A 25385-nucleotide genomic window follows, 5' to 3' on the forward strand; every position below is an offset into this window, starting at 1 on the left:
TTGTGGCGGGGGTCGAAAACCAGCTTTACACTCAGACCACCGCCGCTACCATGGGTTCGCCATGTCGACATTAGATGAAGAAGATCGCCGCGAATACTACCGTATCGAGGACACGATCGCACTGGAAATTCGGCCCCTGTCCGCTCCCGAAGCCGCAGGCCAGGAAGTGTTGCAGGATGCTTCCCCACTGTTCAACCTGCTCAGCGAATTGCACCTGAGCGAATTCGAGTCGCAGCACCTGTTGCGGCAGATCAGCGAGCGCGACCGCGCCATCGCTGCATTCCTCAAATCGCAGAACAAACGCATCGACCTGCTCAGCCAGGTGATCGCCCTGACCGTGCTCGGCCACATCGGCGAGCCGCAGCCGGTGATCATCTCCGAAGGCGGCATCGACTTTCAGTACCCGACCCCGATCGCCACCGGCGCGCACCTGTCGGTGAAACTGGTGCTGATGCCGCAGGCACTCGGCCTGCTCCTGCGTGCCCGGGTCACCCATTGCGATCCCAAGGGCGATGGCTATGACGTCGGCACCGAGTTCGAACGCCCGACCGATGCCCAGCGCCAGTTGCTCGCGCGCTACATTTTGCAGAAGCAGGCTCAGGAACGCCGTCTGGCCCGCGAACAGAACGAATCTGGCATTTAACTTAAGGAAGCACCGTGACCCTCATCTACGGCCACCGCGGCGCCAAGGGCGAAGCACCGGAAAACACCCTGAGCAGCTTTCAGGAATGCCTCAAGCACGGCGTGCGCCGCTGCGAACTGGATCTGCACCTGTCCAAGGACGGCGAGCTGATGGTCATCCACGACCCGACGCTCAAGCGCACCACCGAGCGCCGCGGCAAGGTCGTCGAGCACACCGCTGCCGAACTGGTGACCTACGACGCACGCAAGGGTGGCCCGGGCTGGATCAAACCGTGCCCGATCCCGACCCTGGAAGAGTTGTTCGAGCAATGTGATTTCGAGCACTGGCAGCTGGAAGTCAAAAGCGCTTCACGCACCCGCGCGGCGACTACCGTGCTGGCGATTCGGGAAATGGCTCAGCGCCACGGCCTGCTCGACAAGGTGACGATCACTTCGAGTTCGCGGGAAGTCTTGAAGGCAGCACTGGATCTGGTGCCGGACGTATCCCGTGGCCTGGTGGCCGAATACGCCTGGCTCGATCCGTTGAAGGTTGCGGCGAGCTACGGCTGCGAGATTCTCGCCTTGAACTGGACGCTGTGTACGCCGGAACGCCTGCAGAAGGCGCAGCGTCAGGGCCTGCATGTGTCGGTGTGGACCGTCAACGAGCCTGCGCTGATGCGCAGACTCGCCGACTTCGGCGTTGACAGCCTGATTACAGACTTTCCCGGTTTGGCCACTGCCACCCTTGAGAATTGCTGAAATCGGTCTCCCCGGCCGGCTCAGGCCACCGGCCGGAGCCCGTCAAAAAAGCCGGTTGAGGCCGTCGTACGCCGCTACCCGATAGGCTTCGGCCATGGTCGGGTAGTTGAACGTGGTGTTGACGAAATACTTCAGGGTGTTCAGCTCGCCCGGCTGGTTCATGATCGCCTGACCGATGTGAACGATCTCCGACGCCTGATAACCGAAGCAGTGCACACCGAGCACTTCCAGCGTCTCACGGTGGAAGAGGATTTTCAGCATGCCTTGCGGCTCGCCGGCAATCTGCGCCCGCGCCATGCTCTTGAAGAAGGCCTTGCCGACTTCGTACGGCACTTTGGCCTGGGTCAGCTCCTGCTCGTTCTTGCCGATCGAGCTGATCTCCGGAATGGTGTAGATGCCGGTCGGCACGTCATTGACGAAGCGCCAGCTGCCATTGTCGACGATGCTGCCAGCGGCCGAACGGCCCTGGTCGTGGGCGGCGCTGGCCAGGCTGGGCCAGCCGATCACGTCACCGGCGCCGTAGATGTTCTCCACGCAGGTGCGGTAGTTCTGGTCAACTTCGATCTGGCCACGGCTGTTGACCTTGACCCCGATGTTTTCCAGACCCAGCGTATCGGTGTTGCCGGTACGCCCGTTGCACCAGAGCAACGCGTCGGCCTTGATCTTCTTGCCGGACTTGAGGTGCAGGATCACGCCGTTGTCCACGCCTTCGACGCGCTCGTACTCTTCGTTGTGGCGCACGGTGATGTTGTTGTTGCTGAAGTGGTAGCTCAGCGCCTGGGAAATTTCCGAGTCGAGGAAGCTGAGCAACTGGCCCCGGTTGTCGACCAGTTCGACCAGCACACCCAGACCACTGAAGATCGACGCGTACTCGCAACCGATCACACCAGCGCCGTAAACGATCAGTTTGCGCGGGGTGTGGCCGAGGCTGAGGATGGTGTCGCTATCGTAGATACGCGGATGGTGGAAATCGATGTCCGCCGGGCGATACGGGCGCGACCCGGTAGCGATGATGATGTGCTTGGCCACCAGTTTTTCGACCACGCCGTTGCCGCAGACCACCTCGATGGTTTGCTCGTCGGCGAAGCTGCCGGTGCCGAAGAACACGTCAACGCGGTTACGAGCGTAGTAGCCGGTGCGCGATGCGACTTGTTTGGAAATGACTTTTTCGGCGCTTTTCAACACGTCCGGAAAGGAGAACCACCGTGGCTCGCCGATCGCGCGGAACATCGGGTTGGTGTTGAACTGCATGATCTGCCGCACCGAGTGACGCAGTGCCTTGGACGGGATGGTGCCGAGGTGGGTGCAGTTGCCGCCGACCTGGCGACGGCTGTCGACCATCGCGACCTTGCGCCCCGCTTTGGCGGCGTTCATTGCCGCGCCTTCTCCCGCCGGGCCGGAACCCAGTACCACCACGTCGTAGTTGTAGACAGCCATGCGTACTCCTCAGAACAGGCCGCGATGCCAGCAGCACCGGCGGCTAAATCACGCCGAACGGCGGCGCGAAGGAACAATTGGGGGCCAGTACAGAACCCGGACACAGTCTATAGAAGCGTCAACGCCGCGCACATTAACCCTTGGTCGCGTCGTAGGCTACTTTTGCCTGCACTACAACGCCAGCTTTCGTCTTGTCTTCAGTCAGTTTTTTCGCCGACAAACTGTTCAAACGCCTGACTGCTGCGGGTGACGAAACCTGTATCGGCACGCAGGACAAAGAATGCAGCAATGTCATGCTTTTGGGCATAGTCCCGCGCCCTTTCCGGCCCGAGAATCAGCAACAGCGTCGATAGTCCATCGGCCATCAACGCTGAAGGATGAATCACTGTGACTGACGCCAGATCATGTAGGACCGGTCGCCCGCTGCGTGCATCGAAGGTGTGGGAATAACGCCGCCCGTCCTGCAGAAAATAGTTGCGATAGTCGCCGGAGGTGGACACGCCGTAGCCATCGACAGCGATAATCCGCTCGGCCACTTGCTGGTCATCCCGGGGCTCTTCGAGCGCGATGCGCCACGCTGAGCCATCCGGCTTGCTGCCCTTGGCTTTGAGTTCGCCCGTGACTTCGACCAGGTAATTGTCGATGCCCATGCCCTGCAATCTGGCGGCGATGGTGTCCACGGCGTAACCGGCGGCAATGCTGTTGAAGTCGACTTCGACGGCGGCGTCCTTGCACAACCGCTCGCCATCGATGCGCAGGTGCTGATGGCCGACCCGCTGCATGACCTCGGTCAGAGCAATCTCATCGGGGACCGTTTCTTCGCGCCCTTGCGGACCGAATCCCCAGAGGTTCATCAAGGGTTCCACGGTCAGGTCGTAGGAACCTTCGCTTTGCGTCGAGAGTTGTTCACCGACACGGATCAACTCAAGCACCGCCGCCGGCATCGATTGGCAGCTATCGGCAGGCAAGGCGTTGAACCGCTCGATGGCGGAGTCACTTCGGTAAGTCGACATCTGTTGATCGACTTCACCGAGGATGGCCTCCACTTCGCCGCGCAGCTGTGCAGGATCGGCAACCCCGGCGTGGCTCACGTACTTGACCGACCAGGTGCTGCCCATGGTCGAGCCGCCGACCTGTTCCAGGGAATCGCCGTTGCCGCAGCCGCCGATTGCCCCCGCCAAGACCACAAGCCCCAACCAGCGTCCAGTTAACAATTCTTCATCTCCCCCCAAAACCACGGCGGCCATTATGAACTACAAGCGCCCGCTCGCTTCCCCATGGCAGCAACGCCTTTATACAAAATTGAACAGTGAGTACCTCCCATGTCCTCGACCACGGGCAAAGGCAAAGCGATCTTTCGCGTTGTCAGCGGCAACTTCCTCGAAATGTTCGACTTCATGGTCTACGGCTTCTATGCCACGGCCATCGCCAAAACCTTCTTCCCCACCGACAGCGCGTTCGCTTCGCTGATGCTGTCGCTAGCGACCTTCGGCGCCGGCTTCCTGATGCGCCCACTGGGGGCGATTTTTCTCGGCGCCTATATCGACCGTCACGGACGGCGCAAAGGGCTGATCATCACTTTGGCGATGATGGCCGCCGGTACAGTGCTGATTGCCTGCGTGCCCGGCTACGCGACGCTCGGCGTCGCCGCGCCGCTGCTGGTGTTGTTCGGCCGTCTGTTGCAAGGCTTCTCGGCGGGGGTGGAACTGGGCGGTGTATCGGTGTATCTGGCAGAAATCTCCACGCCAGGACGCAAAGGCTTTTTCGTCAGTTGGCAGTCGGCCAGCCAACAAGCTGCGGTGGTTTTTGCCGGCCTGCTCGGGGTGGGTCTGAATCACTGGCTGAGTCCGGAGCAAATGGGCGAATGGGGCTGGCGCGTACCGTTTCTGATTGGTTGCATGATCGTGCCGGTGATTTTTTTCATCCGTCGCTCGCTGGAGGAAACCCCGGAGTTCCAGGCGCGCACCCACCGCCCTACCCTCGGCGAAATCGTCCGCTCGATTGGCCAGAACTTCGGCATCGTCATTGCCGGCATGGCGCTGGTAGTGATGACCACGGTGTCGTTCTACCTGATCACCGCGTACACGCCGACGTTCGGCAAGGCCGAGCTGCATCTGTCGGACCTCGACGCCTTGCTGGTGACCGTGTGCATCGGCTTGTCGAACTTCTTCTGGTTGCCGGTGATGGGCGCAGTGTCCGACAAGATCGGCCGAAAGCCCCTACTGCTCGCGGCGACGATTCTGGCGATCCTGACCGCGTATCCGGCGCTGGCGTGGCTGGTGGCAAATCCGAGCTTCAGCCATTTGCTGATTGTCGAATTGTGGCTGTCGTTCCTCTATGGCTCCTACAACGGCGCGATGGTGGTGGCGCTGACCGAGATCATGCCGGTAGAAGTGCGCACGACCGGGTTTTCGCTGGCCTACAGCCTGGCGACGGCGACGTTCGGCGGGTTTACTCCGGCGGCGTGTACCTACCTGATTCATGTGCTGGACAACAAGGCAGCGCCAGGGATCTGGCTCAGTGGTGCGGCGGTGTTGGGGTTGATTGCGACATTGGTGTTGTTCCGTGGCAATCGGCATGAGTTGCGCACGGCGCAGGCTTCGGTGGCCAGCGGCGCCTGACAGAATGCTTTCGCGAGCAGGCTCGCTCCCACAGAAGATTTTTGAACGACACTGATCCAGTGTGGGAGCGAGCCTGCTCGCGAAGAGGCCGGCGAGGACACCGAAGATTCAAAAGGCCCACAAACAAAAACGCCCCGACAAAATGTCGGGGCGTTTTCATTCAAGCCAGAGGCTTAGCGCGGGAACGCTGGCGGATTCACATCAGCCATGTCTTCCATCACGCGAACCACCTGGCAGCTGTAGCCGAACTCGTTGTCGTACCAGACGTACAGAACGACGCGGTTGTCCTGCACGATGGTCGCTTCAGCGTCGACTACACCGGCGTGACGCGAGCCAACGAAGTCGGTCGAGACCACTTCCTGCGAATTGACGAAGTCGATCTGCTTGTGCAGCTCGGAGTGCAGCGCCATGTAGCGCAGGTACTCGTTCATCTCTTCACGGGTGGCGGCTTTCTCAAGGTTGAGGTTGAGAATGGCCATCGACACGTTCGGCGTTGGCACACGGATCGCGTTGCCGGTCAGCTTGCCGGCCAGCTCAGGCAGCGCCTTGGCAGCAGCGGTGGCGGCGCCGGTCTCGGTGATCACCATGTTCAGCGCGGCGCTGCGACCACGGCGATCGCCCTTGTGGAAGTTGTCGATCAGGTTCTGGTCGTTGGTGTACGAGTGAACGGTTTCGACGTGACCGTTGATGATGCCGAACTTGTCGTTCACAGCTTTCAGCACCGGCACGATGGCGTTGGTGGTGCAGGAAGCCGCCGAGACGATCTTGTCGTCAGCGGTGATTTCACCGTGGTTGATGCCGTGAACGATGTTCTTCAGCTTGCCCTTGCCAGGCGCGGTCAGAACAACGCGGTCGATACCCGGGCAGGTCAGGTGCTGACCCAGGCCATCAGCGTCACGCCATACACCGGTGTTGTCCACCAGCAGCGCGTCTTTGATGCCGTACTGGGTGTAATCCACCTCGGTCGGGTTCTTCGCGTAGATCACCTGGATCAGGTTACCGTTGGCGGTGATGGTGTTGTTTTCTTCGTCGATGGTAATGGTGCCGTTGAACGAACCGTGTACCGAATCGCGGCGCAGCAGGCTGGCGCGTTTGGTCAGGTCGTTCTCGGCGCCTTTGCGCACGACGATGGCACGCAGACGCAGACCGTCGCCACCACCGGTTTTCTCGATCAGGATGCGCGCCAGCAGACGGCCGATACGACCGAAGCCGTACAGAACAACGTCGGTGCCTTTGCGGGCCGAAGCGTTCTGCTGGCCAACCACGTCAGCCATCTCTTCACGCACGAACTGCTCGGCGCTACGGCCGTTGCCTTCGTTACGGAATTTGAACGCCAGCTTGCCCAGGTCCACCGACGCCGCGCCGAGCTTTAGCTCGCTCATGGCCTTGAGCAGTGGGAATGTTTCGTGGACGGAGAGTTCGCTGTCGTCGGAAGAACGGTGGCGAGCAAAGCGGTGAGCTTTGAGAATCGCGATGACAGACTGGTTGATCAGGCTGCGGCCATAGATCGAGCTAACCACGTTGTTATTGCGGTAGAGCTGACCGATAAGCGGGATCATCGCTTCTGCGAGTGCTTCACGGTCGATCCATTCACCAAGACACTGGTCGGGCTTCTGAGTCACGGTAACCTTCCACATGTAGGGGCAGAAAAAAGGGGCTACATTATGCCGCCGACAAGCCCTTTCAGCAATGCGCGCTTGTCGCGCAATCGGTAACAAATTTCCGTTCAAAAAATTTACGCCCTTCTCCAGCCCAGTAAAACCGGGGCTTTCAGCGCAGTCAATTTTTCGACGACTGTTAGACGATGTCTGTAACCCTCCGTAACACTACCCGGTTTCGGCACTACATAACCATGAAAAAAGTGCTCGTTTTTATGGTTACCACTACATTTCGTCCAAACCATGAAGATAGACGCAGTCTGCAACTGACAGGCGGCACCGGAGGCCGCTACAATTACCGACTTTGTCGCAACGCCTGGAGCTCAACCTTCCGTGCCTGTTCTGCGTCTACCGCTACTCCCTGCCGAAGCAGGTAAACAGCACTGGGGCAATCTGCCCGGTGCCGCCCTCAGCCTGGCGATTGCCGAGGCTGCCAGCGCTGCCAAGCGCTTTACCCTGCTGCTGACCGCCGACAGCCAAAGTGCCGAACGGCTGGAACAGGAGCTGAGTTTCTTCGCCCCGGATTTGCCCGTGCTGCATTTCCCCGACTGGGAAACCCTGCCCTACGACCTGTTCTCGCCGCACCAGGACATCATTTCCCAGCGCATCGCCAGCCTCTATCGCCTGCCGGAATTGGCTCACGGCGTGCTGGTGGTGCCGATCACCACCGCCCTGCACCGTTTGGCGCCGACCAAATTCCTGCTCGGCAGCAGCCTGGTGCTGGACATCGGCCAGAAGCTCGACGTCGAACAAATGCGCGCGCGGCTCGAAGCCAGCGGCTATCGCTATGTCGACACCGTGTATGAGCACGGCGAGTTCACCGTGCGTGGCGCGCTGATCGACCTGTTCCCGATGGGCAGCAAGCTGCCCTATCGCATCGACCTCTTCGATGACGAAATCGAAACCCTGCGCACTTTCGATCCGGAAACCCAGCGTTCGATCGACAAGGTCGAGTCGGTCAAGCTGCTGCCGGCCCGCGAGTTCCCGTTGCAAAAAGACGCCGTAACCCGCTTCAAGGCACGCTTTCGCGAGCGCTTCGACGTCGACTTCCGCCGCTGCCCGATCTTTCAGGACCTGAGCAGCGGCATCACCCCGGCCGGTATCGAGTACTACCTGCCGCTGTTCTTCGACGAAACGTCGACCCTGTTCGATTACCTGCCCCAGGACACTCAGGTGTTCTCGCTGCCGGGCATCGAGCAGGCGGCGGAAAACTTCTGGAACGACGTGCGCAATCGTTACGAAGAACGCCGCGTCGATCCATCGCGTCCTTTATTGCCACCGGCCGAACTGTTTCTGCCGGTGGAAGACTGCTTCGCACGCCTGAAGAACTGGCCGCGGGTCGTCGCCAGTCAGCAGGACGTTGAAAGCGGCGTGGGCCGTGAACGCTTCCCGGCGCATGCTCTTCCGGATCTGGCCATCGAGGCTAAAGCTACGCAACCGCTGGCGGCGCTGGCCGGTTTCCTCGAAGAATTCCCCGGTCGCGTGCTGTTCACCGCTGAATCGGCGGGTCGTCGCGAAGTCCTGCTGGAACTGCTGGAACGTCTGAAGCTGCGGCCGAAAACCGTCGACAGCTGGCCGGACTTCGTCGCCAGCAAGGATCGTCTGGCGATCACTATCGCCCCGCTCGACGAAGGTCTGCTGCTCGACGACCCGGCACTGGCGCTGGTGGCGGAAAGTCCGCTGTTCGGCCAACGGGTCATGCAACGTCGTCGCCGCGAGAAGCGCAGCGACGTCAGCAACGATGCGGTAATCAAGAACCTCACCGAACTGCGCGAAGGCGCGCCGGTGGTGCACATCGATCACGGGGTCGGCCGCTATCTGGGCCTGACGATTCTGGAAATCGACAATCAGGCGGCCGAATTCCTTACCCTCGAATACGCCGAGAACGCCAAGCTCTACGTGCCGGTGGCCAACCTGCACCTGATCGCGCGCTACACCGGCAGCGACGATTCGCTCGCGCCGCTGCACCGCCTCGGCTCGGAAACCTGGCAGAAAGCCAAGCGCAAGGCCGCCGAGCAGGTACGTGACGTCGCCGCCGAATTGCTCGACATTTATGCCCGTCGCGCCGCCCGTGAAGGTTACGCCTTCGCCGACCCGAAGGCCGATTACGCCACCTTCAGTGCCGGCTTCCCGTTCGAAGAAACACCCGATCAGCAAGCCACCATCGAGGCCGTGCGCGAAGACATGCTCGCGCCGAAACCGATGGATCGTCTGGTCTGCGGCGACGTTGGCTTCGGCAAGACCGAAGTGGCCATGCGCGCGGCGTTCATCGCCGTGCACGGCGGGCGTCAGGTGGCGATTCTGGTGCCGACCACCCTGCTCGCCCAGCAGCACTACAACAGTTTCCGCGACCGCTTCGCCGACTGGCCGGTGACGGTCGAAGTGATGAGCCGCTTCAAGTCGGCCAAGGAAGTCAACGCGGCGATCGCCGATCTGGCGGAAGGCAAGATCGACATCGTCATCGGCACGCACAAGCTGTTGTCCGACGATGTGAAGATCAAAAACCTCGGGCTGGTGATCATCGACGAAGAACACCGTTTTGGCGTACGCCAGAAAGAACAGCTCAAGGCCCTGCGCAGCGAAGTCGACATTCTGACCCTGACCGCCACGCCGATTCCGCGCACGCTGAACATGGCGGTGTCGGGCATGCGCGACCTGTCGATCATCGCCACGCCGCCGGCGCGACGCCTGTCGGTGCGCACGTTTGTCATGGAGCAGAACAAGAGCACGGTCAAAGAAGCTCTGCTACGTGAACTGCTGCGTGGCGGTCAGGTTTACTACCTGCACAACGATGTGAAGACCATCGAAAAATGCGCCGCCGACCTCGCCGAACTGGTGCCGGAAGCGCGTATCGGTATCGGTCACGGACAGATGCGCGAACGCGAACTCGAACAGGTGATGAGCGACTTCTACCACAAGCGATTCAACGTGCTGATCGCCTCGACCATCATCGAGACCGGCATCGACGTGCCGAGCGCCAACACCATCATCATCGAGCGCGCCGACAAATTCGGCCTGGCGCAGTTGCACCAGTTGCGCGGTCGCGTCGGCCGCAGTCACCACCAGGCTTACGCCTACCTGCTGACGCCGCCGCGCCAGCAGATCACCTCGGATGCGGAAAAACGTCTGGAGGCGATTGCCAATACCCAGGACCTCGGCGCCGGTTTTGTGCTGGCGACCAACGACCTGGAAATCCGTGGCGCCGGCGAACTGCTGGGCGATGGCCAGAGCGGGCAGATTCAGGCGGTCGGTTTCACCCTGTACATGGAAATGCTCGAGCGCGCGGTGAAGTCGATACGCAAAGGCGAGCAACCCAACCTCGATCAACCGCTTGGCGGCGGCCCGGAAGTCAATCTGCGCGTGCCGGCGCTGATTCCGGAAGACTATCTGCCGGATGTGCATGCGCGGTTGATTCTGTATAAACGCATCGCCTCGGCCACCGATGAGGAAGGCCTGAAGGATCTGCAGGTCGAGATGATCGACCGCTTCGGCCTGCTGCCGGAGCCGACCAAGAACCTGGTGCGGATCACCGCGTTGAAACTGCAGGCGGAAAAGCTCGGCATCAAGAAGGTCGATGGCGGGCCGCAAGGCGGACGCATCGAGTTCGAAGCGCAGACGCCGGTTGACCCGATGACCCTGATCAAGCTGATCCAGACGCAGCCCAAACGCTACAAGTTCGAAGGCGCAACGATGTTCAAATTCCAGGTGCCGATGGAGCGCCCGGAAGAACGTTTCAATACTGTCGAGGCGCTGTTTGAGCGCCTCATCCCGAAATCCGCTTGAAGGACGCCCGATGCGCCTGTTCCGCTCTCTGACTTTGTTGCTTGCCTCGCTCTTGATGACAGTGGCAGCACCAGCGGCGTTTGCCGATGACACGTATCAGGTTGAAATGATTCTGGTGCGCCAGAATACCGTACCCGCAATCGTCAGCCGCGCAGCGCCGGAAGACTGGGCCGCTGGCGCCCAGCGTTTGGGCAACGACAGCCAGCGCACGCCGGCGCTCAATGATGTGGTAACCAAACTCACGGCCAGTGGCGAGTACACGGTGCTGATGCACAAAGCCTGGCAGCAGAGCCTCGGCGAAGCGCCAGCGAAAGTCGCGGTCAGTGAAGGTCAGGAGCAGTTCGGCCAGTTCCCCATCGAGGGCACGCTGGAAATGAAACTCGGCCGCTTCACCGACGTGACCGCCGACTTCTGGGTCAATCAGATCGACGCCAATGGCCTGGTCACCGCCAGTGAGCGTCTGCGCCAGGACAGCCACACCAAGAACGGCCAGCTCAACTACCTCGACAACGGTCATCTGGCCCTGCTGATCAAGATCACTTCCCTCACCGCGCCAGCGCCGCGGGAAGCGCCTGAAGTCGTGCCGGACTGATCGAAGTCCTTATGCCGCCGCCCCTGAGCAAACCGCTGGCCCCGTCGTGGGTCAGCCGATTCAAAGAGCAGAGTCTGGAGCGCGGCCGCCGCTACGCTTTGGAAAATCGGGTGCGTATCGCCCAGGTCGGCGATGCCACCATCACCGCCAGTTGCGAGGGCTCCGGCGGCAGTGTCTACCGGCAAACCATCCATCTGCGCGAATCGGCCAAAGCCACTCTGCTGCTGGTCGACGCCACCTGCACCTGTCCGGTGCGCAGCAACTGCAAACATTGCGCTGCGGTGCTGCTGAAAATCCAGGAAACCCTCGACTACCCCGCCGCCGCGAAAGACGCCGAACTGCTGGAGAAACTCCAGGCCGTGCTGGAAAACCGCAGCCCGAAAGCACCGCCGCAAGTGCTGGTGGACAACGTGCAGCCGGTGCCGCGCCTGTGGCTGGCCAGTGTCGAGTTCAGCGCCTTTGAACCGCGCAACGGCAAGATGCAGCGTTACATTCAACACCGCGCGGCGCTGTCGTTCAGCTATCTGGACGAATACGTCAGCGGGCAAAAGCACAGCGATATCCTGATCCGTCAGGAAGCCCAGACACTGCGGATAAAACGCCACCCGGATGTCGAACAGTCCTACCGCGAGCAGTTAAGAATCCTCGGTTTCCGCATCGCCACCCGGCAAAGCAAAGCGTTGCCGGAAAGCGCCGGCGAACTCTACGAGATGGTCAACGACAGCGCGTGGCTGACCTTCACCCTCAACGATCTGCCGAAATTGCGCAGCCAGGGCTGGGAGTTGCAGATCGATGAAGAATTCGGCTTCGACCTGACCGCCGTCGACGACTGGTACGCCACCGTCGAACAGGCGCCAGAGCGCGACTGGTTCGATCTGGAACTGGGCATTATCGTCAACGGCGAACGCCTGAGCCTGCTGCCGATCCTGCTGAACCTGATGCGCTCGCACACCGAGATCCTCAACCCGGAACGCCTCGCCCGCCGTCGCGATGACGAATTGATTCTGGTGAACATTCCGCAACGCACCAGCGAGCACGGCCCGTTGCAGGTGGCGCTGCCGCTCGGCCGCTTGAAGCCGGTACTGATGACGCTCGGCGAGTTCTATTTACAGGAGCCAGGCGAAACCACCCTGCGCCTGAGCAAGGCTGACGCCACCCGGCTCAATTCGCTGGAAGGCCTGCCGCTGTTGTGGGAAGGCGGCGAGCAGATCCGCACCTTCGCTCAGCGCCTGCGCGACATCCGCGATTTCAGCACCGAAGCGCCGCAAGGCTTGAACGCAACGCTGCGCCCGTATCAGCTCGAAGGCCTGAGCTGGATGCAATCGCTGCGGCAACTGGAAGTCGGCGGGATTCTTGCGGATGACATGGGTCTGGGCAAAACCCTACAGACCCTGGCGCATATTCTCAGCGAGAAGAACGCCGGACGCCTCGATCGTCCGTGCATGGTGGTCATGCCGACCAGCCTGATTCCAAACTGGCTCGATGAGGCCGCGCACTTCACTCCACAGCTGAAAGTGCTCGCGCTGTATGGCGCCAGCCGCAAAAAGCACTTCGACAATCTGGCCGACTTCGACCTGATCCTGACCACCTACGCCCTGCTGCCCAAGGACGTCGAGCGTCTGGCCAAACAGCCGCTGCACGTACTGGTGCTGGACGAGGCGCAGTACATCAAGAATCCCAACAGCAAAGCCGCCCAGGCCGCACGCGAGCTGAATGCGCGCCAGCGCCTGTGCCTCAGCGGCACGCCGCTGGAAAACCACTTGGGCGAACTCTGGTCGCTGTTCCACTTCCTGCTGCCGGGCTGGCTCGGCGACGTGAAAAGCTTCAACGCCGATTACCGTGTGCCGATCGAAAAACGCGGCAGCGAAGTCAGACTGCAGCACCTCAACGGTCGGATAAAACCGTTTCTGCTGCGCCGCACCAAAGAGCAGGTCGCCACCGAGCTGCCGCCGAAAACCGAGATCATCCACTGGGTCGAACTCAACGAAGCGCAGCGCGACGTGTACGAGACCATGCGTCTGGCGATGGACAAGAAAGTCCGCGACGAGATCACCCGCAAAGGCGTCGCCCGCAGCCAGATCATCATCCTCGAAGCGTTGCTCAAGCTGCGGCAGGTCTGTTGCGATCTGCGCCTGGTCAACGGCGCCACCCTGCCCGCGCGCGGCAGCACCTCAGGCAAGCTCGACAGCCTGATGGAAATGCTCGAGGAATTGTTCGAGGAAGGTCGGCGGATTCTGCTGTTTTCGCAATTCACTTCGATGCTGTCATTGATCGAAGAGGAACTGAAAAAACGCAAGATCGCCTATGCCCTGCTCACCGGCCAGACCCGTGACCGGCGCACCCCGGTGAAGGAATTCCAGAGCGGCACGCGTCAGATCTTTCTGATCAGCCTGAAGGCCGGCGGCGTCGGCTTGAACCTGACCGAAGCCGATACGGTGATTCACTACGATCCGTGGTGGAACCCCGCGACCGAGAATCAGGCCACCGATCGGGCCTATCGCATCGGCCAGGAAAAACCGGTGTTCGTCTACAAGATGATTGCCCGGGGCACGGTGGAAGAGAAAATTCAGCACCTGCAGAAGGAAAAGTCCGACCTGGCGGCGGGCGTACTGGATGGGCGCAAGGCCGGGGACTGGAAGCTGCAGAGCGATGATATTGAAGCGCTGTTTGCGCCGTTGCCGGACAAGATCGACAAGCGTTGAAATCGGCGTCGCTGGTTAGATAGCTATCGCGAGCAGGCTCGCTCCCACACTGAATTCAGATGCACTGGAGATCCAATGTGGGAGCGAGCCTGCTCGCGAATGGCCCCACCCCGGTTTCAATCCTTACCTACAATCCCTGGAAACAGGCAAAGGCGCAAACAGCGCCTCGATATCACTCTGTTCCAGTTTGAATCCACCCGTCGTGCCACCCTCCAGTACCGCCCCGGCCAGCGCCGCTTTCTCCTGCTGCAACGCCTGGATCTTCTCCTCGACGGTGCCTTTGGCAATCAATTTGTAGACGAACACCGGATTGTTCTGGCCGATACGATAAGCCCGATCAGTCGCCTGATTCTCCACCGCCGGGTTCCACCACGGATCGAAGTGAATCACCGTGTCCGCCGCCGTCAGGTTCAGACCGGTGCCGCCGGCCTTGAGGCTGATCAGGAACAACGGCACTTTGCCGCCCTGGAAATTCTTGACCGGCGTGCGCCGGTCGGTGGTGTCGCCGGTCAGCAAAGAATAGCCGAGCCCACGCTGCTGCAACTCCTCCTCGATCAGCGCCAACATCGAGGTGAACTGGGAGAACAGCAGAATCCGCCGGCCTTCGCCGAGCAATTCTTCGAGCATTTCCATCAGGCTGATCAGCTTGCCGCTGCCCGAGCGCAGCGCCTTGGCGGTGAGCGGCATGTTGATCAGGCGCAGATCGCAGCAGACCTGACGCAGCTTGAGCAGCGCATCAAGGATGATGATCTGGCTGCGCGCCACGCCACTGCGGGCGATTTCGTCGCGGACCTTTTTGTCCATCGCCACGCGCACCGTTTCATAGACGTCGCGCTGACCATCGCTGAGTTCGACCCAATGGATGATCTCGGTTTTCGGCGGCAACTCGGTAGCCACCTGATCCTTCTTGCGCCGCAGCAAAAACGGCTTGATCCGCGCCGTCAGGTGCTGCATGCGCTGCACGTTGCCGTGCTTTTCGATCGGCGTGCGGTAATCACGGTTGAACGATTTGCTGTCGCCGAGCCAGCCAGGCATCAGGAAATGGAACTGCGACCACAGCTCGCCGAGATGGTTTTCCAATGGCGTACCGCTCAGGCACAAGCGCTGACGGGCCTGCAAGTCACGCGCAGCCTGCGCGGCTTTGCTCAGCGGGTTCTTGATGTTCTGCGCTTCGTCGAGAATCAATACACTCCACGCCTGCGGCTGCAACGTTTCCAGATCCCTGGGCAGCAATGCATAAGTGGTCAGCACCAGGTCGTATTCGGCGAGATTGGCGAAGTCTTTTTGCCGCCCGGTGCCGTGCAGCGCCAGCACTTTCAACTGCGGCGTGAAGCGCTCGGCCTCGTCGAGCCAGTTGGGAATCAGGCTGGTCGGCATCACCGCCAGTGCCGGACAATCGAGGCGCCCGGCGTGTTTTTCCGTAAGCAGATGCGCCAGGGTCTGCAGGGTTTTGCCCAGGCCCATGTCATCACCAAGAATGCCGCCGACCTCCAGCTCGCGCAGCGTCTGCATCCAGTTCAGGCCTTCGAGCTGATACGGGCGCAACTGCGCGTTGAGGCCGGCCGGCGCAGCAGCATGGGCGTGACTGGAATTCTGCAGGCGCTTGGCAAAGGTCCGCAGACGTTCGCCGCCCTGCCAATCCAGCGGCACGCCATCGAGCATGCTCAGGCGCGCGGCGTCTGGAGCGGTCAAGCGCAGCGCATCGCCCTGGTGTCCGCCCAGGTACAACTCGCCCAGCGCGGCCATCAGCGGCTTGACCCGACTCAGCGGCAACGCGACCTTGGCGCCCGCCGGGTCGCCAAAACCGCTGGGCTTGAGTTCGATCAGGAGTTTTTCGTCATCGCTGCGTTGCGCCAGATTGACCGGGTCGAGCAAGCGCGGCTGGGTGCGTAACAGGTGCAGAAGAATCGGCAACAAGCTGTAGCGCTCGCCGTTGACGACGATGCCCAACTGCAAATCAAACCACTGATGCCCGGCCTCTTCTTCAACCTCGGCGTACCACTGCTCAACCTGCTCCACATTGAAATGAAAACCGGGACTGATCTCGATTTCCCAGTCAGCGGCGCGCAGCGTAGCAAGACCTTCGTGCATGAAACCGAGCCAGGCGGAATCATCCGGCAAGGTAAACATCTCGCCGGGACGATCCATGGCGCTTTTGCGCGTGGCTTTCTTGAAGCCATGTTTTTGCAGGCTCTGGCGCTGCTTCTTTTCCAGCGCGGGCTGACGCTGAATGCGCTGGGTTTCGCTGCCGTTGAGGATCATCACTTCCGGGTTGCGATCCACCGCCGGATGACCGTTGTAGGTAAACACCAGCGCGGCGCGGTGCTCCAGCACATATTCCCAGCGCGAGCGTTCTCGACCGCTGACGAGGGTCAACTGCGGCTGCGGCAGCACGTCATCGATGATTCGTTCGGTGAGTTTGTGCGGTGGCGCAATTGGGGTCGCCGCGCTCATGCGATGGCTGAACTGCATGGCCTGACGCGCCGGAATGTCAGGAGCCAGGGTCAAATGGCAGGCGAGTTTTTCTTCCAGCTCAGTGAACAGCGGGCCAACCTGGCGCTGCTCGCGATCAAGGTAGTAAAGCGGCTCCAGCGCCAGCACGGTTTCCTGCGCGACCTCGGCACTGCTCCACTGCGCGCGGAAGCCGCCGTCGGCCTGCTTGGCCCAAGAGAACTGGCCTACGCGTTTCGCGCCCGGTGCCAGTGGCTGCAAGTCTTCGAAGTCGAGGAACAGGCGCGAAGTACGCAGGAGCATTTCCAGCAGTTCGGCCCCACTGCTGCCTTCCAGCGGATAGCCGCTGTAATAGGCGTGATGGGAATGCATGGCGACCAGCAGCCTGGCGACTCGCAGATCCAGCTCGGACAGATAACCCGGCTGGCGCATGAGCATTTCCGAGAGCGAATACATCGGTTTGACTTCGCGTAACTCGCCGCTCTTGAGCTGGTAGACCTTGAAAATATCGAGCAGCCACTTACCGTTCGCAGACGTCGGTTTGAGCTTGTAAAACAGACGCGTGACTGCGGTTTGCGCACTTTCTTCAGCAGGCTTGGCCGGCACGGGAATTGTTGAAAGCCAATGCTCGAGCGCTCGCCCCAACGGGGTCTGTGCGTCGTTGTCAGAAGCATCCTCTCCCGTGCCCAGCAGGTGATAGATCACCGCCGCGCTGTGCTTGCAGTCGATTGCAACAGGACAGCTGCACAGGCATCGCAAGCTAACCGATCCCAACCGATCTTCGGACAGGTAAATGCTTTGCTCATACGCCTGAAGTTCCGAACCGACGCAGAACGCCTCTATCTTCTTGTCATCGATCTCGAGGATCTCGACCCGGTCATCGGCGGCATAAGCGCGGGCCTTGGCCAACGCCTTGCTACTGAATGCGTGGGTCCATATCAGCCCTTTAAGCCGCTCGATGAAAATGCTCATGGACAGTCCTTAGCTGGCCAGCACTCGTGCCAACGTTGATTTCACCTTGCCCATGCCATCGTGCAGTGCCTGCTCGATCTCGGCCATGGTAATGACTTCGGTGGTCTTGCCCGCGGCTGGATTCACCACCAGTGCCAGACAGGCGTAATCCAGATCCAGCTCACGGGCCAGCGCGGCTTCCGGCATGCCAGTCATGCCGACGATGTCGCAGCCGTCACGTTCCAGTCGCACGATCTCGGCGACCGTTTCCAGACGCGGCCCCTGGGTGCAGGCGTACACGCCCTGATCGCTGTATTCGCAGCCTTCGGCGGCAACCGCGGCAATCAGTCGCTGACGCAACGGCTCGCTGTAGGGAAAGCTGAAATCGATGTGGGTAACGTGTTCCAGATCATCGGCGAAATAGGTGTGCTCGCGCCCGCTGGTGTAGTCGACAATCTGGTGCGGCACGCAGAAATGCCCGGTACCCATGGCCGGGTGAATCCCGCCCACCGCATTCACGGCGATGATCGCTTCGGCACCGGCCTGCTTCAACGCCCACAGGTTGGCTCGGTAGTTGACCTTGTGCGGCGGGAAGCGATGCGGGTGACCGTGGCGGGCGAGGAACAGCACTTCCTTGCCGGCGTATTCACCAATCTGCACCTCAGCCGAAGGCGCGCCGTAAGGAGTGTCGACTGCCAGCGACTGACGAATGCTCAGGCCTTCGAGCTGAGTCAGGCCGGTGCCACCGATGATTGCGTAAACGGTCATAACGAAAAAATCCTTAATCGATCAGTTGAGCATCTTTGAGCGCGCCGAGGGCGGTGAGCCAACGCGGGTCCTGACGATAATCGGTGCTGGCGAAGGCCTGACCGCGCATCTTCGCGATGCGTGCGGACGGCTTGACTTTCATGCGCTGGGCGGCGCTGAGGGCCAGTTCGGCAGCGGCGCGGTCGTTGCACACCAGACCCATGTCGCAGCCAGCAGTGAGTGCGGCTTCGATGCGACTGGCGGCGTCGCCGACCACATGGGCGCCGGCCATCGACAGATCATCGCTGAAGATCACGCCATCGAACTGCAGCTCGCCGCGCAGGATGTCCTGCAGCCAGCGCCGGGAGAAACCGGCGGGCTGTGGATCGACTTGCGGATAGATGACATGGGCCGGCATGACGGCGGCGAGTTGCTGGCTGAGTCTGGCAAACGGCACGAGATCGTTGGCGCGGATCTCGTCGAGGCTGCGCTCGTCGTTCGGGATCGCCACGTGAGAGTCGGCTTCGGCCCAACCGTGGCCTGGGAAATGCTTGCCGGTGGCGGCCATGCCGGCGCTGTTCATGCCGCGAATGAATGCGCCTGCGAGCAAGGCAGCACGCTCGGGATCGCCTTCGAAAGAACGGGTGCCGACCACGGCGCTGCGCTGATAGTCCAGATCCAGCACCGGGGCGAAACTCAGGTCGAGCCCGACCGCCAGCACTTCGGTGGCCATGATCCAGCCGCATTGCTCGGCGAGGTATTCGGCGTTCGGGTTATCGGCAATGGCGCGCATCGCTGGCAGACGGACGAAACCCTGACGCAGGCGCTGCACGCGCCCGCCCTCCTGATCCACCGCCAGCAACAGATCCGGGCGAATCGCGCGGATCGCGGCGCTGAGCTCGCGCACCTGGCGTGGATGCTCGATGTTACGGGCAAAAATGATCAGGCCGCCCACTTCGGGCTGACGCAACAATTGGCGATCTTCGGCCGTCAGCCAGGTACCGGCGACGTCCACCATCAACGAGCCTTGCAGGCCAGCAGTCATAGAGATTCCTTGAAAACGAAAAACCCGATCTGCCTCTGTCCGCTACCGTGGGCAGTGCCCGGACAGTCAGCAGAATTCATGCAGATCGGGTTCAGTACGAGAGTCGGCATGGCCGGCTAGCTTAGCGGATAGCAGCTGCCGCGCCCACCCGTGCGCGGTCAAACCTTGGCGGCGACCGGCCCGGACTTGCTGCGCGGACGCAATTGCGCGCTGGCCATGGCGGTATCGGTGACGCCGGTTTCAGCGCGCATGCCGGCCGCGAGGAACGGCACCATCAGGCGCATCACTTGCTCAATGGACGTGTTGACGCCGAAATCGGTTTCGGCAATCGCGCGCAAGGCCTTGATCCCGGACATGCTGAACGCGGCGGCGCCAAGCATGAAGTGTACGCGCCAGAACAGCTCGATCGGCGGAATGCGTGGCGCCGCTTCGTTGACCAGCAACATGTAGCGGCGGAACACCTTGCCGTACATGTCTTCCAGATAACGCCGCAAGTGGCCCTGGCTCTGGCTGAACGCGAGGCCGAGCAAACGCATGAAGATCGACAGATCGTTACCGCTGCGGGGCTGCACCACGAGCGCTTGCTCGACGAGGATTTCCAACAGCTCTTCGAGGGTCGGCTTGTTCTCCGGCTTGGCCTGCCGGCGCTCCAGCTCTTTATCGAGGCTGACGCAGAACGGTCCGAGAAAACGCGAGAACACGGCTTGAATCAGCGCTTTCTTGGAGCCGAAGTGATAATTCACCGCAGCCAGATTGACGCCAGCCTTGCTGGTGATCAAACGCAATGAGGTTTCAGCGAATCCTTTCTCCGCGAACAACTGCTCGGCAGCATCAAGAATGCGTTCAACGGTTTCCGATTGGGCCATGGCTACTCCGCCTGACAAACACTTGTTTGAAACATACGTTTCAGCCTGTGCCTTGTCAAGCCTGCCGGTTCGTTTTGGGAATGGTCGGTCAGCTATTTAACCACACAAGGCACCCGCGTTAATAAGTCCCCTTTGCGACCACTCGGCGGGCGGAGAAAAAACGCCCATTGCCAACACCGCTTCACTGTATATAATCCCAGTCACTGTACAAAAAGACAGAGCGATCAATATGCTAAAGCTGACGCCACGCCAAGCCGAGATTCTGGCCTTCATCAAACGTTGCCTCGAAGACAACGGCTATCCGCCCACCCGTGCGGAAATCGCTCAGGAATTGGGTTTCAAATCGCCCAACGCGGCGGAAGAACATCTCAAGGCCCTGGCCCGCAAAGGCGCGATCGAGATGACCCCCGGCGCTTCCCGCGGCATCCGTATTCCCGGCTTCGAAGCCAAGGCCGACGACTCCACCCTGCCGATCATTGGCCGAGTGGCTGCCGGCGCGCCGATCCTCGCCCAGCAGCACATCGAAGAATCCTGCAACATCAACCCGACCTTCTTCCATCCTCGCGCCGACTATCTGTTGCGTGTGCATGGCATGAGCATGAAGGACATCGGCATCTTCGATGGTGACCTGCTGGCAGTGCACACCACCCGTGAAGCGCGTAACGGCCAGGTTGTGGTCGCCCGTATCGGCGACGAAGTGACAGTCAAACGCTTCAAGCGCGAAGGCAGCAAAGTCTGGCTGATCGCCGAAAACCCCGAGTTCGCCCCTATCGAAGTCGACCTGAAAGATCAGGAACTGGTGATCGAAGGCTTGAGTGTCGGCGTCATTCGCCGCTAAAGGAGGCTCCATGCAGTTCCCACACACACCTCAGCAAACACAACTGCCTTTATTCGAAGCGTTTCTGGCGCAGCCTATGGCGCCGATTCTGAAAGACGTGGTCGAGCGTGATTGGAATGCCAAACCCGATGCCTTCAGTGAGCTGTCACTGCGTGGTGCTGCCGGGAACTGCCTCAACCTGCTCGCGCCGATCCTGCGTGAGCTCAGCGAGGATCAGGATGCTCGCTGGCTGACGCTGATCGCACCGCCCGCCAGTCTGACGCAAACCTGGCTACGCGATGCCGGTCTGAACCGCGAACGCATTCTGCTGCTGCAACCGCGCGGCACTCAAAGTGCTCAGCAACTGGCGTGCGAAGCGCTGCGCCTGGGTCGCAGCCATACGGTAGTTACCTGGCTCAACCCGCTGAATGCCAATTCGCGGCAACAACTGATCAGCGCCGCGCGTACGGGCGAAGCTCAGAGTCTGAACATTCGTTTGGGTTGATTAATGGGTGATGCGCGCTGTGTGAAGCGCAGGGCTTCTCAATGGATAGAGAAGCCGATCTGAAGCGCAAGCGATCGAGAAAAGGTCAAGGCGTGGATCAATGAAGAACCCGCGGCCCCTCTTCCTTATCAAACTCGCCTTCAACCATACGACCTGCCATCTGCACGCCGACGCTCAACATCGCTTTGGCGATTTCAACGTGCTGGCCTTGCAGGAATGCCTTGGCATCCTCGGAGAAATCCAGCGTCACCAGGGAACCTTCGTCCTCAGCCCTGCGCAGTTCAATTCGGCCGTCTGGTAACTCGACAATTTCTAGAAAGGACGTTGGCATATAAGTCTGTTCTCCACGAAAGGCAGCGATTATATAGACATCATTCGAGCTTCGCTCGGGATCTTGACCAGCAGCATGTTTCAGATTGCCACTGCATCAAACCCCGTCAGCACTCGTTCAAGCCTTCACGGAATCTGATGGCCAAGCCTTTGAGGCTCTGTCGCCAGCTCTCCAGCTCCTCTCGAGTCAGCTCTTCTGACGCCTCTTCTTCATCCAGGTTGATGGCCTGAATCAGCGGCTGTGTCACGTCGCCTTTCGGCTTGCGTGGCACCCTGGGAGGTTGAAACAGTGCCGCGTGCGCCGCCAGCAGTTTGGCCAGCCAGGTTTCCGAGTTCCCGGCCAGCTCGACCATTTCTGCGAGCTCCGGGATAGCGATCGATTCCAGGACTTCCTGCTTCAGCAACTCCTCCGCCCTCGGCGAATTGGCCTGCGGCAGCCGGTAAAAGCCGGCAATCTCATGACACAGACCCAGCAGTGCGCCGTAGAGGTGGAACAACGCCGACTCACGCCCGGCCTGAATCAGCGCCAGAGAATTCATCGCCCGCCCTTCTTCTGCACGAGCCAGAGCTTCCAGTGACAGGCCGGCGAAATAGATTTTCTGGTTGGTGCGGGTATAGAGTTCGTGGGCCATGACGGCAGCCTCCACAACGAAATAATTGCTTCACACAGGCCGGACAGTGTCGTGGATCAGCCAATGCCACCGCAAGCACAAAACAAAAAGGCCGCATGAAATCCTTGAGGTTTCATGCGGCCTTTTCGCTGTTCAGACTAACGCTTACTCAGCCTTGGCCTTCGCGCTGCGCTTGTCTTCAACTGTCCACTTGCCACCGTCGTAATACGCTTTCCAGCCTGTAGGCTTGCCGTCGACTTCGGTCTGCACGTATTGCTCCTTGGTCTTGCGGCTGTAGCGGATGACCGCCGGCAGACCGTCAGGATCCTTCTGCGGAGCTTCGCACAGGAAGTGGTACTTCGGATCGATCTCGTCCTTGTGCGGCAGAATCTCGATCACCAGCGGAGCACGGGTCTCGCGGTTTTTCGGGAACTGACTGGCGGCCAGGAACAAACCGGATGCGCCGTCGCGCAGGATGTAGGTGTCGTTGACCTTTTCGCATTTAAGCTCAGGCATCTTCACCGGATCCATCTTCGGTGGCGCTGCGTCACCGCTCTTCAGCAGTTTGCGGGTGTTTTTGCACTCCGGGTTGGTGCAGCCGAAGAACTTGCCGAAACGACCGGTCTTGAGCTGCATCTCACTGCCGCATTTGTCGCATTCCAGACTAGGACCTTCATAGCCCTTGATGCGATAACTGCCTTCTTCGATTTCATAACCGGCGCAATCCGGGTTGTTGCCGCAGATGTGCAACTTGCGCTTTTCGTCCAGCAGATAGGCATCCATCGCGGTGCTGCAGATTGGGCAGCGATGCTTGCCGCGCAGTACCAGCGATTCCGATTCACCCTCGTCGTCCGCGGCGATTTCATCGCCCGGCACCAGGTTGACCGTGGCCTTGCAGCGCTCCTTCGGCGGCAGGCTGTAGCCAGAGCAGCCGAGGAACACGCCAGTCGAGGCAGTACGAATCTGCATCGGACGACCGCAGGTAGTGCACGGAATGTCGGTCATGACTGGCTGGTTGGCACGCATGCCGCTGTCCGGGTTTTCCGCCACCTCGAGCTTCTTCTTGAAGTCGCCGTAGAACTCGTCCAGTACGTTTTTCCAGTCGCGCTCGCCCTGCGCCACGTCATCGAGGTTCTCTTCCATGCCGGCGGTGAAGCCGTAGTCCATGAGATTGGAGAAACTTTCCGAGAGTCGCTCAGTGACGATGTCGCCCATCTTTTCCGAATAGAAACGACGGTTGTGCAGCGTGACGTAACCGCGATCCTGAATGGTCGAAATGATCGCAGCGTAGGTCGAAGGACGACCGATGCCGCGTTTTTCCATTTCCTTGACCAGACTGGCTTCGGAATAACGCGCCGGTGGCTTGGTGAAATGCTGCGATGGATCGAGCTTGATCAGCTTCATCACATCGCCTTGCGCCATATCCGGCAGTACATCGTCATCGCCAGGCTTGGCGATCTGCGGCATTACACGGGTGTAACCGTCGAACTTGAGGATACGGCCCTTGGCGCGCAGCTCGAAGTCGCCAGCGCCTACGCTGACGGTGGTCGACAGGTACTGCGCCGGCAGCATCTGGCAGGCGAGGAACTGGCGCCAGATCAGCTCGTACAGACGCTCGGCATCGCGCTCCATACCCGCCAGCTTGCTCGGCGTGGTGTTGGCGTCGGACGGACGAATCGCTTCGTGAGCCTCTTGCGCGCCTTCCTTGCTGCTGTAAACGTTCGGCGTTTCCGGCAGGTACTTCCTGCCGAACTCGTCTTCGATGTAAGTGCGTGCCATCGCTACGGCGTCGGCCGAGAGATTGGTCGAGTCGGTACGCATGTAAGTGATGTAGCCCGCTTCGTACAGACGCTGGGCCATCATCATGGTTTTCTTCACGCCGAAACCGAGACGGTTGCTCGCAGCCTGCTGCAAGGTCGACGTGATGAACGGCGCCGACGGCTTGCTGCTGGTCGGCTTGTCTTCGCGCTTGACGATGCTGTAGCTGGACGCCTTGAGCTTCTCCAGCGCGGCCATGGCCTGAGCTTCGTTCAGCGGCTTGAAGGCTTCGCCTTTTTCGCGAGCGACCTCGAAACGCACGGTCGAGCCTTTGGCAGTGCCCAGATCAGCATGCACTTCCCAGTATTCTTCAGGGTTGAAGGCACGAATTTCGCGCTCACGCTCGACCACCAGTTTCACGGCTACCGATTGCACACGACCAGCAGACAGACCACGGGCGATCTTCGCCCACAGCAGCGGCGACACCATATAGCCGACGACGCGATCGAGGAAGCGACGCGCCTGCTGGGCGTTGACACGATCGATGTCCAGCTCGCCGGGCTCGGAGAAGGCTTCCTGAATCGCCTTTTTGGTGATTTCGTTGAACACCACGCGCTTGTAACGGCTGTCGTCACCACCGATGGCTTCGCGCAGGTGCCAGGCAATGGCTTCCCCCTCGCGATCCAAGTCGGTTGCGAGATAGATGGTGTCAGCATCCTTGGCGAGCCGGCGCAGCTCTTCGATCACTTTCTCTTTGCCTGGAAGGATCTCGTACTGGGCTTTCCAGCCGTGCTCGGGATCGACGCCCATGCGCGAGACCAGCTGCTTGCGCGCTTTGTCTTTCGGCGAGAGCACTGGACCTTCGCCCGCAGCGGCCTTGCCACGCTTGGCGGCTGGCTCTTTGCTGGCGCTAGCCGAACCGCTGGTGGGCAGGTCTCGGATATGGCCGATACTCGACTTCACCACGTATTGGTTACCCAGATACTTGTTGATGGTCTTGGCCTTAGCCGGGGATTCCACAATGACCAGCGATTTGCCCATGGATCAGAAAATTCCTGAATTCTAGAAGTGAAAGGCGGTTGGCGCCTGACGCGGCACCGCTATATATAGTTGATACAAGGTGAGGTCAAG

General features: G+C 60.5%; 18 protein-coding genes. 8 read left to right on the forward strand and 10 right to left on the reverse strand.

Annotated features, from left to right (window positions below; genetic code table 11):
- Nucleotides 1-61 precede the first annotated feature (61 nt).
- A complete protein-coding gene (locus tag J2Y90_RS23320) occupies nucleotides 62-643 on the forward strand; it encodes a PilZ domain-containing protein (protein ID WP_016775478.1) in 582 nt (193 codons plus the stop codon).
- A 14-nt stretch (nucleotides 644-657) separates the two neighbouring features.
- Nucleotides 658-1380: a glycerophosphodiester phosphodiesterase gene (locus tag J2Y90_RS23325; protein WP_236428758.1), complete on the forward strand. Its 723-nt coding sequence runs from the start codon at nucleotides 658-660 to the stop codon at nucleotides 1378-1380.
- Between the two features lie 42 nt (nucleotides 1381-1422).
- Here the strand turns inward: J2Y90_RS23325 and sthA are convergent, their stop codons facing one another.
- Nucleotides 1423-2817 carry a Si-specific NAD(P)(+) transhydrogenase gene (sthA, locus tag J2Y90_RS23330; RefSeq protein WP_253503806.1) on the reverse strand — a complete coding sequence of 465 codons (1395 nt, stop codon included), beginning with the start codon at nucleotides 2815-2817 and terminating at the stop codon, nucleotides 1423-1425.
- A 197-nt stretch (nucleotides 2818-3014) separates the two neighbouring features.
- Nucleotides 3015-4064: an FAD:protein FMN transferase gene (locus tag J2Y90_RS23335; RefSeq protein WP_253503809.1), complete on the reverse strand. Its 1050-nt coding sequence runs from the start codon at nucleotides 4062-4064 to the stop codon at nucleotides 3015-3017.
- Nucleotides 4065-4139: 75 nt separating this feature from the next.
- Between J2Y90_RS23335 and J2Y90_RS23340 the strand changes: the two genes are divergently transcribed.
- Nucleotides 4140-5438 carry an MFS transporter gene (locus J2Y90_RS23340; RefSeq protein ID WP_253503812.1) on the forward strand — a complete coding sequence of 433 codons (1299 nt, stop codon included), beginning with the start codon at nucleotides 4140-4142 and terminating at the stop codon, nucleotides 5436-5438.
- Between the two features lie 173 nt (nucleotides 5439-5611).
- Here J2Y90_RS23340 and J2Y90_RS23345 read toward each other — a convergent pair whose 3' ends face one another.
- Nucleotides 5612-7075, reverse strand: a complete 1464-nt coding sequence (locus tag J2Y90_RS23345) for a glyceraldehyde-3-phosphate dehydrogenase (protein ID WP_253503815.1) — start codon at nucleotides 7073-7075, stop codon at nucleotides 5612-5614.
- 354 nt (nucleotides 7076-7429) lie between these two features.
- Here J2Y90_RS23345 and mfd point away from each other — a divergent pair, with 354 nt between their 5' ends.
- From mfd to J2Y90_RS23360, 3 genes are read left to right on the forward strand one after another with little or no spacing between them, the layout of a single operon-like run.
- A complete protein-coding gene (mfd, locus tag J2Y90_RS23350; RefSeq protein WP_024013632.1) occupies nucleotides 7430-10879 on the forward strand; it encodes a transcription-repair coupling factor in 3450 nt (1149 codons plus the stop codon).
- A 10-nt stretch (nucleotides 10880-10889) separates the two neighbouring features.
- On the forward strand, nucleotides 10890-11471 hold the full coding sequence (locus J2Y90_RS23355) for a CsiV family protein (RefSeq protein WP_253503818.1): 582 nt from the start codon (nucleotides 10890-10892) through the stop codon (nucleotides 11469-11471).
- Nucleotides 11472-11482: 11 nt separating this feature from the next.
- A complete protein-coding gene (locus J2Y90_RS23360; protein ID WP_253503820.1) occupies nucleotides 11483-14173 on the forward strand; it encodes a DEAD/DEAH box helicase in 2691 nt (896 codons plus the stop codon).
- Between the two features lie 123 nt (nucleotides 14174-14296).
- On the opposite strand, the gene J2Y90_RS23365 is transcribed toward J2Y90_RS23360, so the two are convergent.
- The 4 genes from J2Y90_RS23365 to J2Y90_RS23380 all read right to left on the reverse strand — a co-directional run bounded on the left by J2Y90_RS23365 (nucleotide 14297) and on the right by J2Y90_RS23380 (nucleotide 20233).
- Nucleotides 14297-17596 carry a DEAD/DEAH box helicase gene (locus J2Y90_RS23365; RefSeq protein WP_253503823.1) on the reverse strand — a complete coding sequence of 1100 codons (3300 nt, stop codon included), beginning with the start codon at nucleotides 17594-17596 and terminating at the stop codon, nucleotides 14297-14299.
- 9 nt (nucleotides 17597-17605) lie between these two features.
- Complete coding sequence (locus J2Y90_RS23370) at nucleotides 17606-18343, reverse strand: S-methyl-5'-thioinosine phosphorylase (RefSeq protein ID WP_253503826.1); 738 nt, start codon at nucleotides 18341-18343, stop codon at nucleotides 17606-17608.
- Between the two features lie 13 nt (nucleotides 18344-18356).
- On the reverse strand, nucleotides 18357-19355 hold the full coding sequence (gene nagZ / locus J2Y90_RS23375) for a beta-N-acetylhexosaminidase (RefSeq protein ID WP_253505314.1): 999 nt from the start codon (nucleotides 19353-19355) through the stop codon (nucleotides 18357-18359).
- Nucleotides 19356-19525: 170 nt separating this feature from the next.
- Nucleotides 19526-20233 carry a TetR/AcrR family transcriptional regulator gene (locus J2Y90_RS23380; protein ID WP_253503829.1) on the reverse strand — a complete coding sequence of 236 codons (708 nt, stop codon included), beginning with the start codon at nucleotides 20231-20233 and terminating at the stop codon, nucleotides 19526-19528.
- A 229-nt stretch (nucleotides 20234-20462) separates the two neighbouring features.
- Here J2Y90_RS23380 and lexA point away from each other — a divergent pair, with 229 nt between their 5' ends.
- A complete protein-coding gene (lexA, locus tag J2Y90_RS23385) occupies nucleotides 20463-21071 on the forward strand; it encodes a transcriptional repressor LexA (protein ID WP_016775490.1) in 609 nt (202 codons plus the stop codon).
- Between the two features lie 10 nt (nucleotides 21072-21081).
- Nucleotides 21082-21555 (forward strand): SOS-induced cell division inhibitor SulA, encoded by a 474-nt coding sequence (gene sulA, locus J2Y90_RS23390; protein WP_064365362.1) that lies wholly within the window; start codon nucleotides 21082-21084, stop codon nucleotides 21553-21555.
- Nucleotides 21556-21652: 97 nt separating this feature from the next.
- Here sulA and J2Y90_RS23395 read toward each other — a convergent pair whose 3' ends face one another.
- The 3 genes from J2Y90_RS23395 to topA all read right to left on the reverse strand — a co-directional run bounded on the left by J2Y90_RS23395 (nucleotide 21653) and on the right by topA (nucleotide 25295).
- Complete coding sequence (locus tag J2Y90_RS23395; RefSeq protein WP_003226592.1) at nucleotides 21653-21886, reverse strand: hypothetical protein; 234 nt, start codon at nucleotides 21884-21886, stop codon at nucleotides 21653-21655.
- Nucleotides 21887-21992: 106 nt separating this feature from the next.
- A complete protein-coding gene (locus J2Y90_RS23400) occupies nucleotides 21993-22517 on the reverse strand; it encodes a DUF6586 family protein (protein WP_253503832.1) in 525 nt (174 codons plus the stop codon).
- 144 nt (nucleotides 22518-22661) lie between these two features.
- Nucleotides 22662-25295, reverse strand: coding sequence for a type I DNA topoisomerase (gene topA, locus J2Y90_RS23405; protein WP_253503835.1), 2634 nt, complete (start codon nucleotides 25293-25295; stop codon nucleotides 22662-22664).
- Nucleotides 25296-25385 lie beyond the last annotated feature (90 nt).

This window comes from Pseudomonas koreensis, from assembly GCF_024169245.1.
GTDB classification, from domain to species: domain Bacteria; phylum Pseudomonadota; class Gammaproteobacteria; order Pseudomonadales; family Pseudomonadaceae; genus Aquipseudomonas; species Aquipseudomonas koreensis_F.

Bases quoted from the DNA above. Each gene is read 5' to 3' on its own strand.
- J2Y90_RS23320 (WP_016775478.1), top strand. From the start codon at position 62: ATGTCGACATTAGATGAAGAAGATCGCCGCGAATACTACCGTATCGAG.
- sthA (WP_253503806.1), bottom strand. From the start codon at position 2,817: ATGGCTGTCTACAACTACGACGTGGTGGTACTGGGTTCCGGCCCGGCG.
- J2Y90_RS23335 (WP_253503809.1), bottom strand. From the start codon at position 4,064: ATGGCCGCCGTGGTTTTGGGGGGAGATGAAGAATTGTTAACTGGACGC.
- J2Y90_RS23340 (WP_253503812.1), top strand. From the start codon at position 4,140: ATGTCCTCGACCACGGGCAAAGGCAAAGCGATCTTTCGCGTTGTCAGC.
- J2Y90_RS23345 (WP_253503815.1), bottom strand. From the start codon at position 7,075: ATGTGGAAGGTTACCGTGACTCAGAAGCCCGACCAGTGTCTTGGTGAA.
- J2Y90_RS23355 (WP_253503818.1), top strand. From the start codon at position 10,890: ATGCGCCTGTTCCGCTCTCTGACTTTGTTGCTTGCCTCGCTCTTGATG.
- J2Y90_RS23360 (WP_253503820.1), top strand. From the start codon at position 11,483: ATGCCGCCGCCCCTGAGCAAACCGCTGGCCCCGTCGTGGGTCAGCCGA.
- J2Y90_RS23365 (WP_253503823.1), bottom strand. From the start codon at position 17,596: ATGAGCATTTTCATCGAGCGGCTTAAAGGGCTGATATGGACCCACGCA.
- J2Y90_RS23370 (WP_253503826.1), bottom strand. From the start codon at position 18,343: ATGACCGTTTACGCAATCATCGGTGGCACCGGCCTGACTCAGCTCGAA.
- J2Y90_RS23380 (WP_253503829.1), bottom strand. From the start codon at position 20,233: ATGGCCCAATCGGAAACCGTTGAACGCATTCTTGATGCTGCCGAGCAG.
- lexA (WP_016775490.1), top strand. From the start codon at position 20,463: ATGCTAAAGCTGACGCCACGCCAAGCCGAGATTCTGGCCTTCATCAAA.
- sulA (WP_064365362.1), top strand. From the start codon at position 21,082: ATGCAGTTCCCACACACACCTCAGCAAACACAACTGCCTTTATTCGAA.
- J2Y90_RS23395 (WP_003226592.1), bottom strand. From the start codon at position 21,886: ATGCCAACGTCCTTTCTAGAAATTGTCGAGTTACCAGACGGCCGAATT.
- J2Y90_RS23400 (WP_253503832.1), bottom strand. From the start codon at position 22,517: ATGGCCCACGAACTCTATACCCGCACCAACCAGAAAATCTATTTCGCC.
- topA (WP_253503835.1), bottom strand. From the start codon at position 25,295: ATGGGCAAATCGCTGGTCATTGTGGAATCCCCGGCTAAGGCCAAGACC.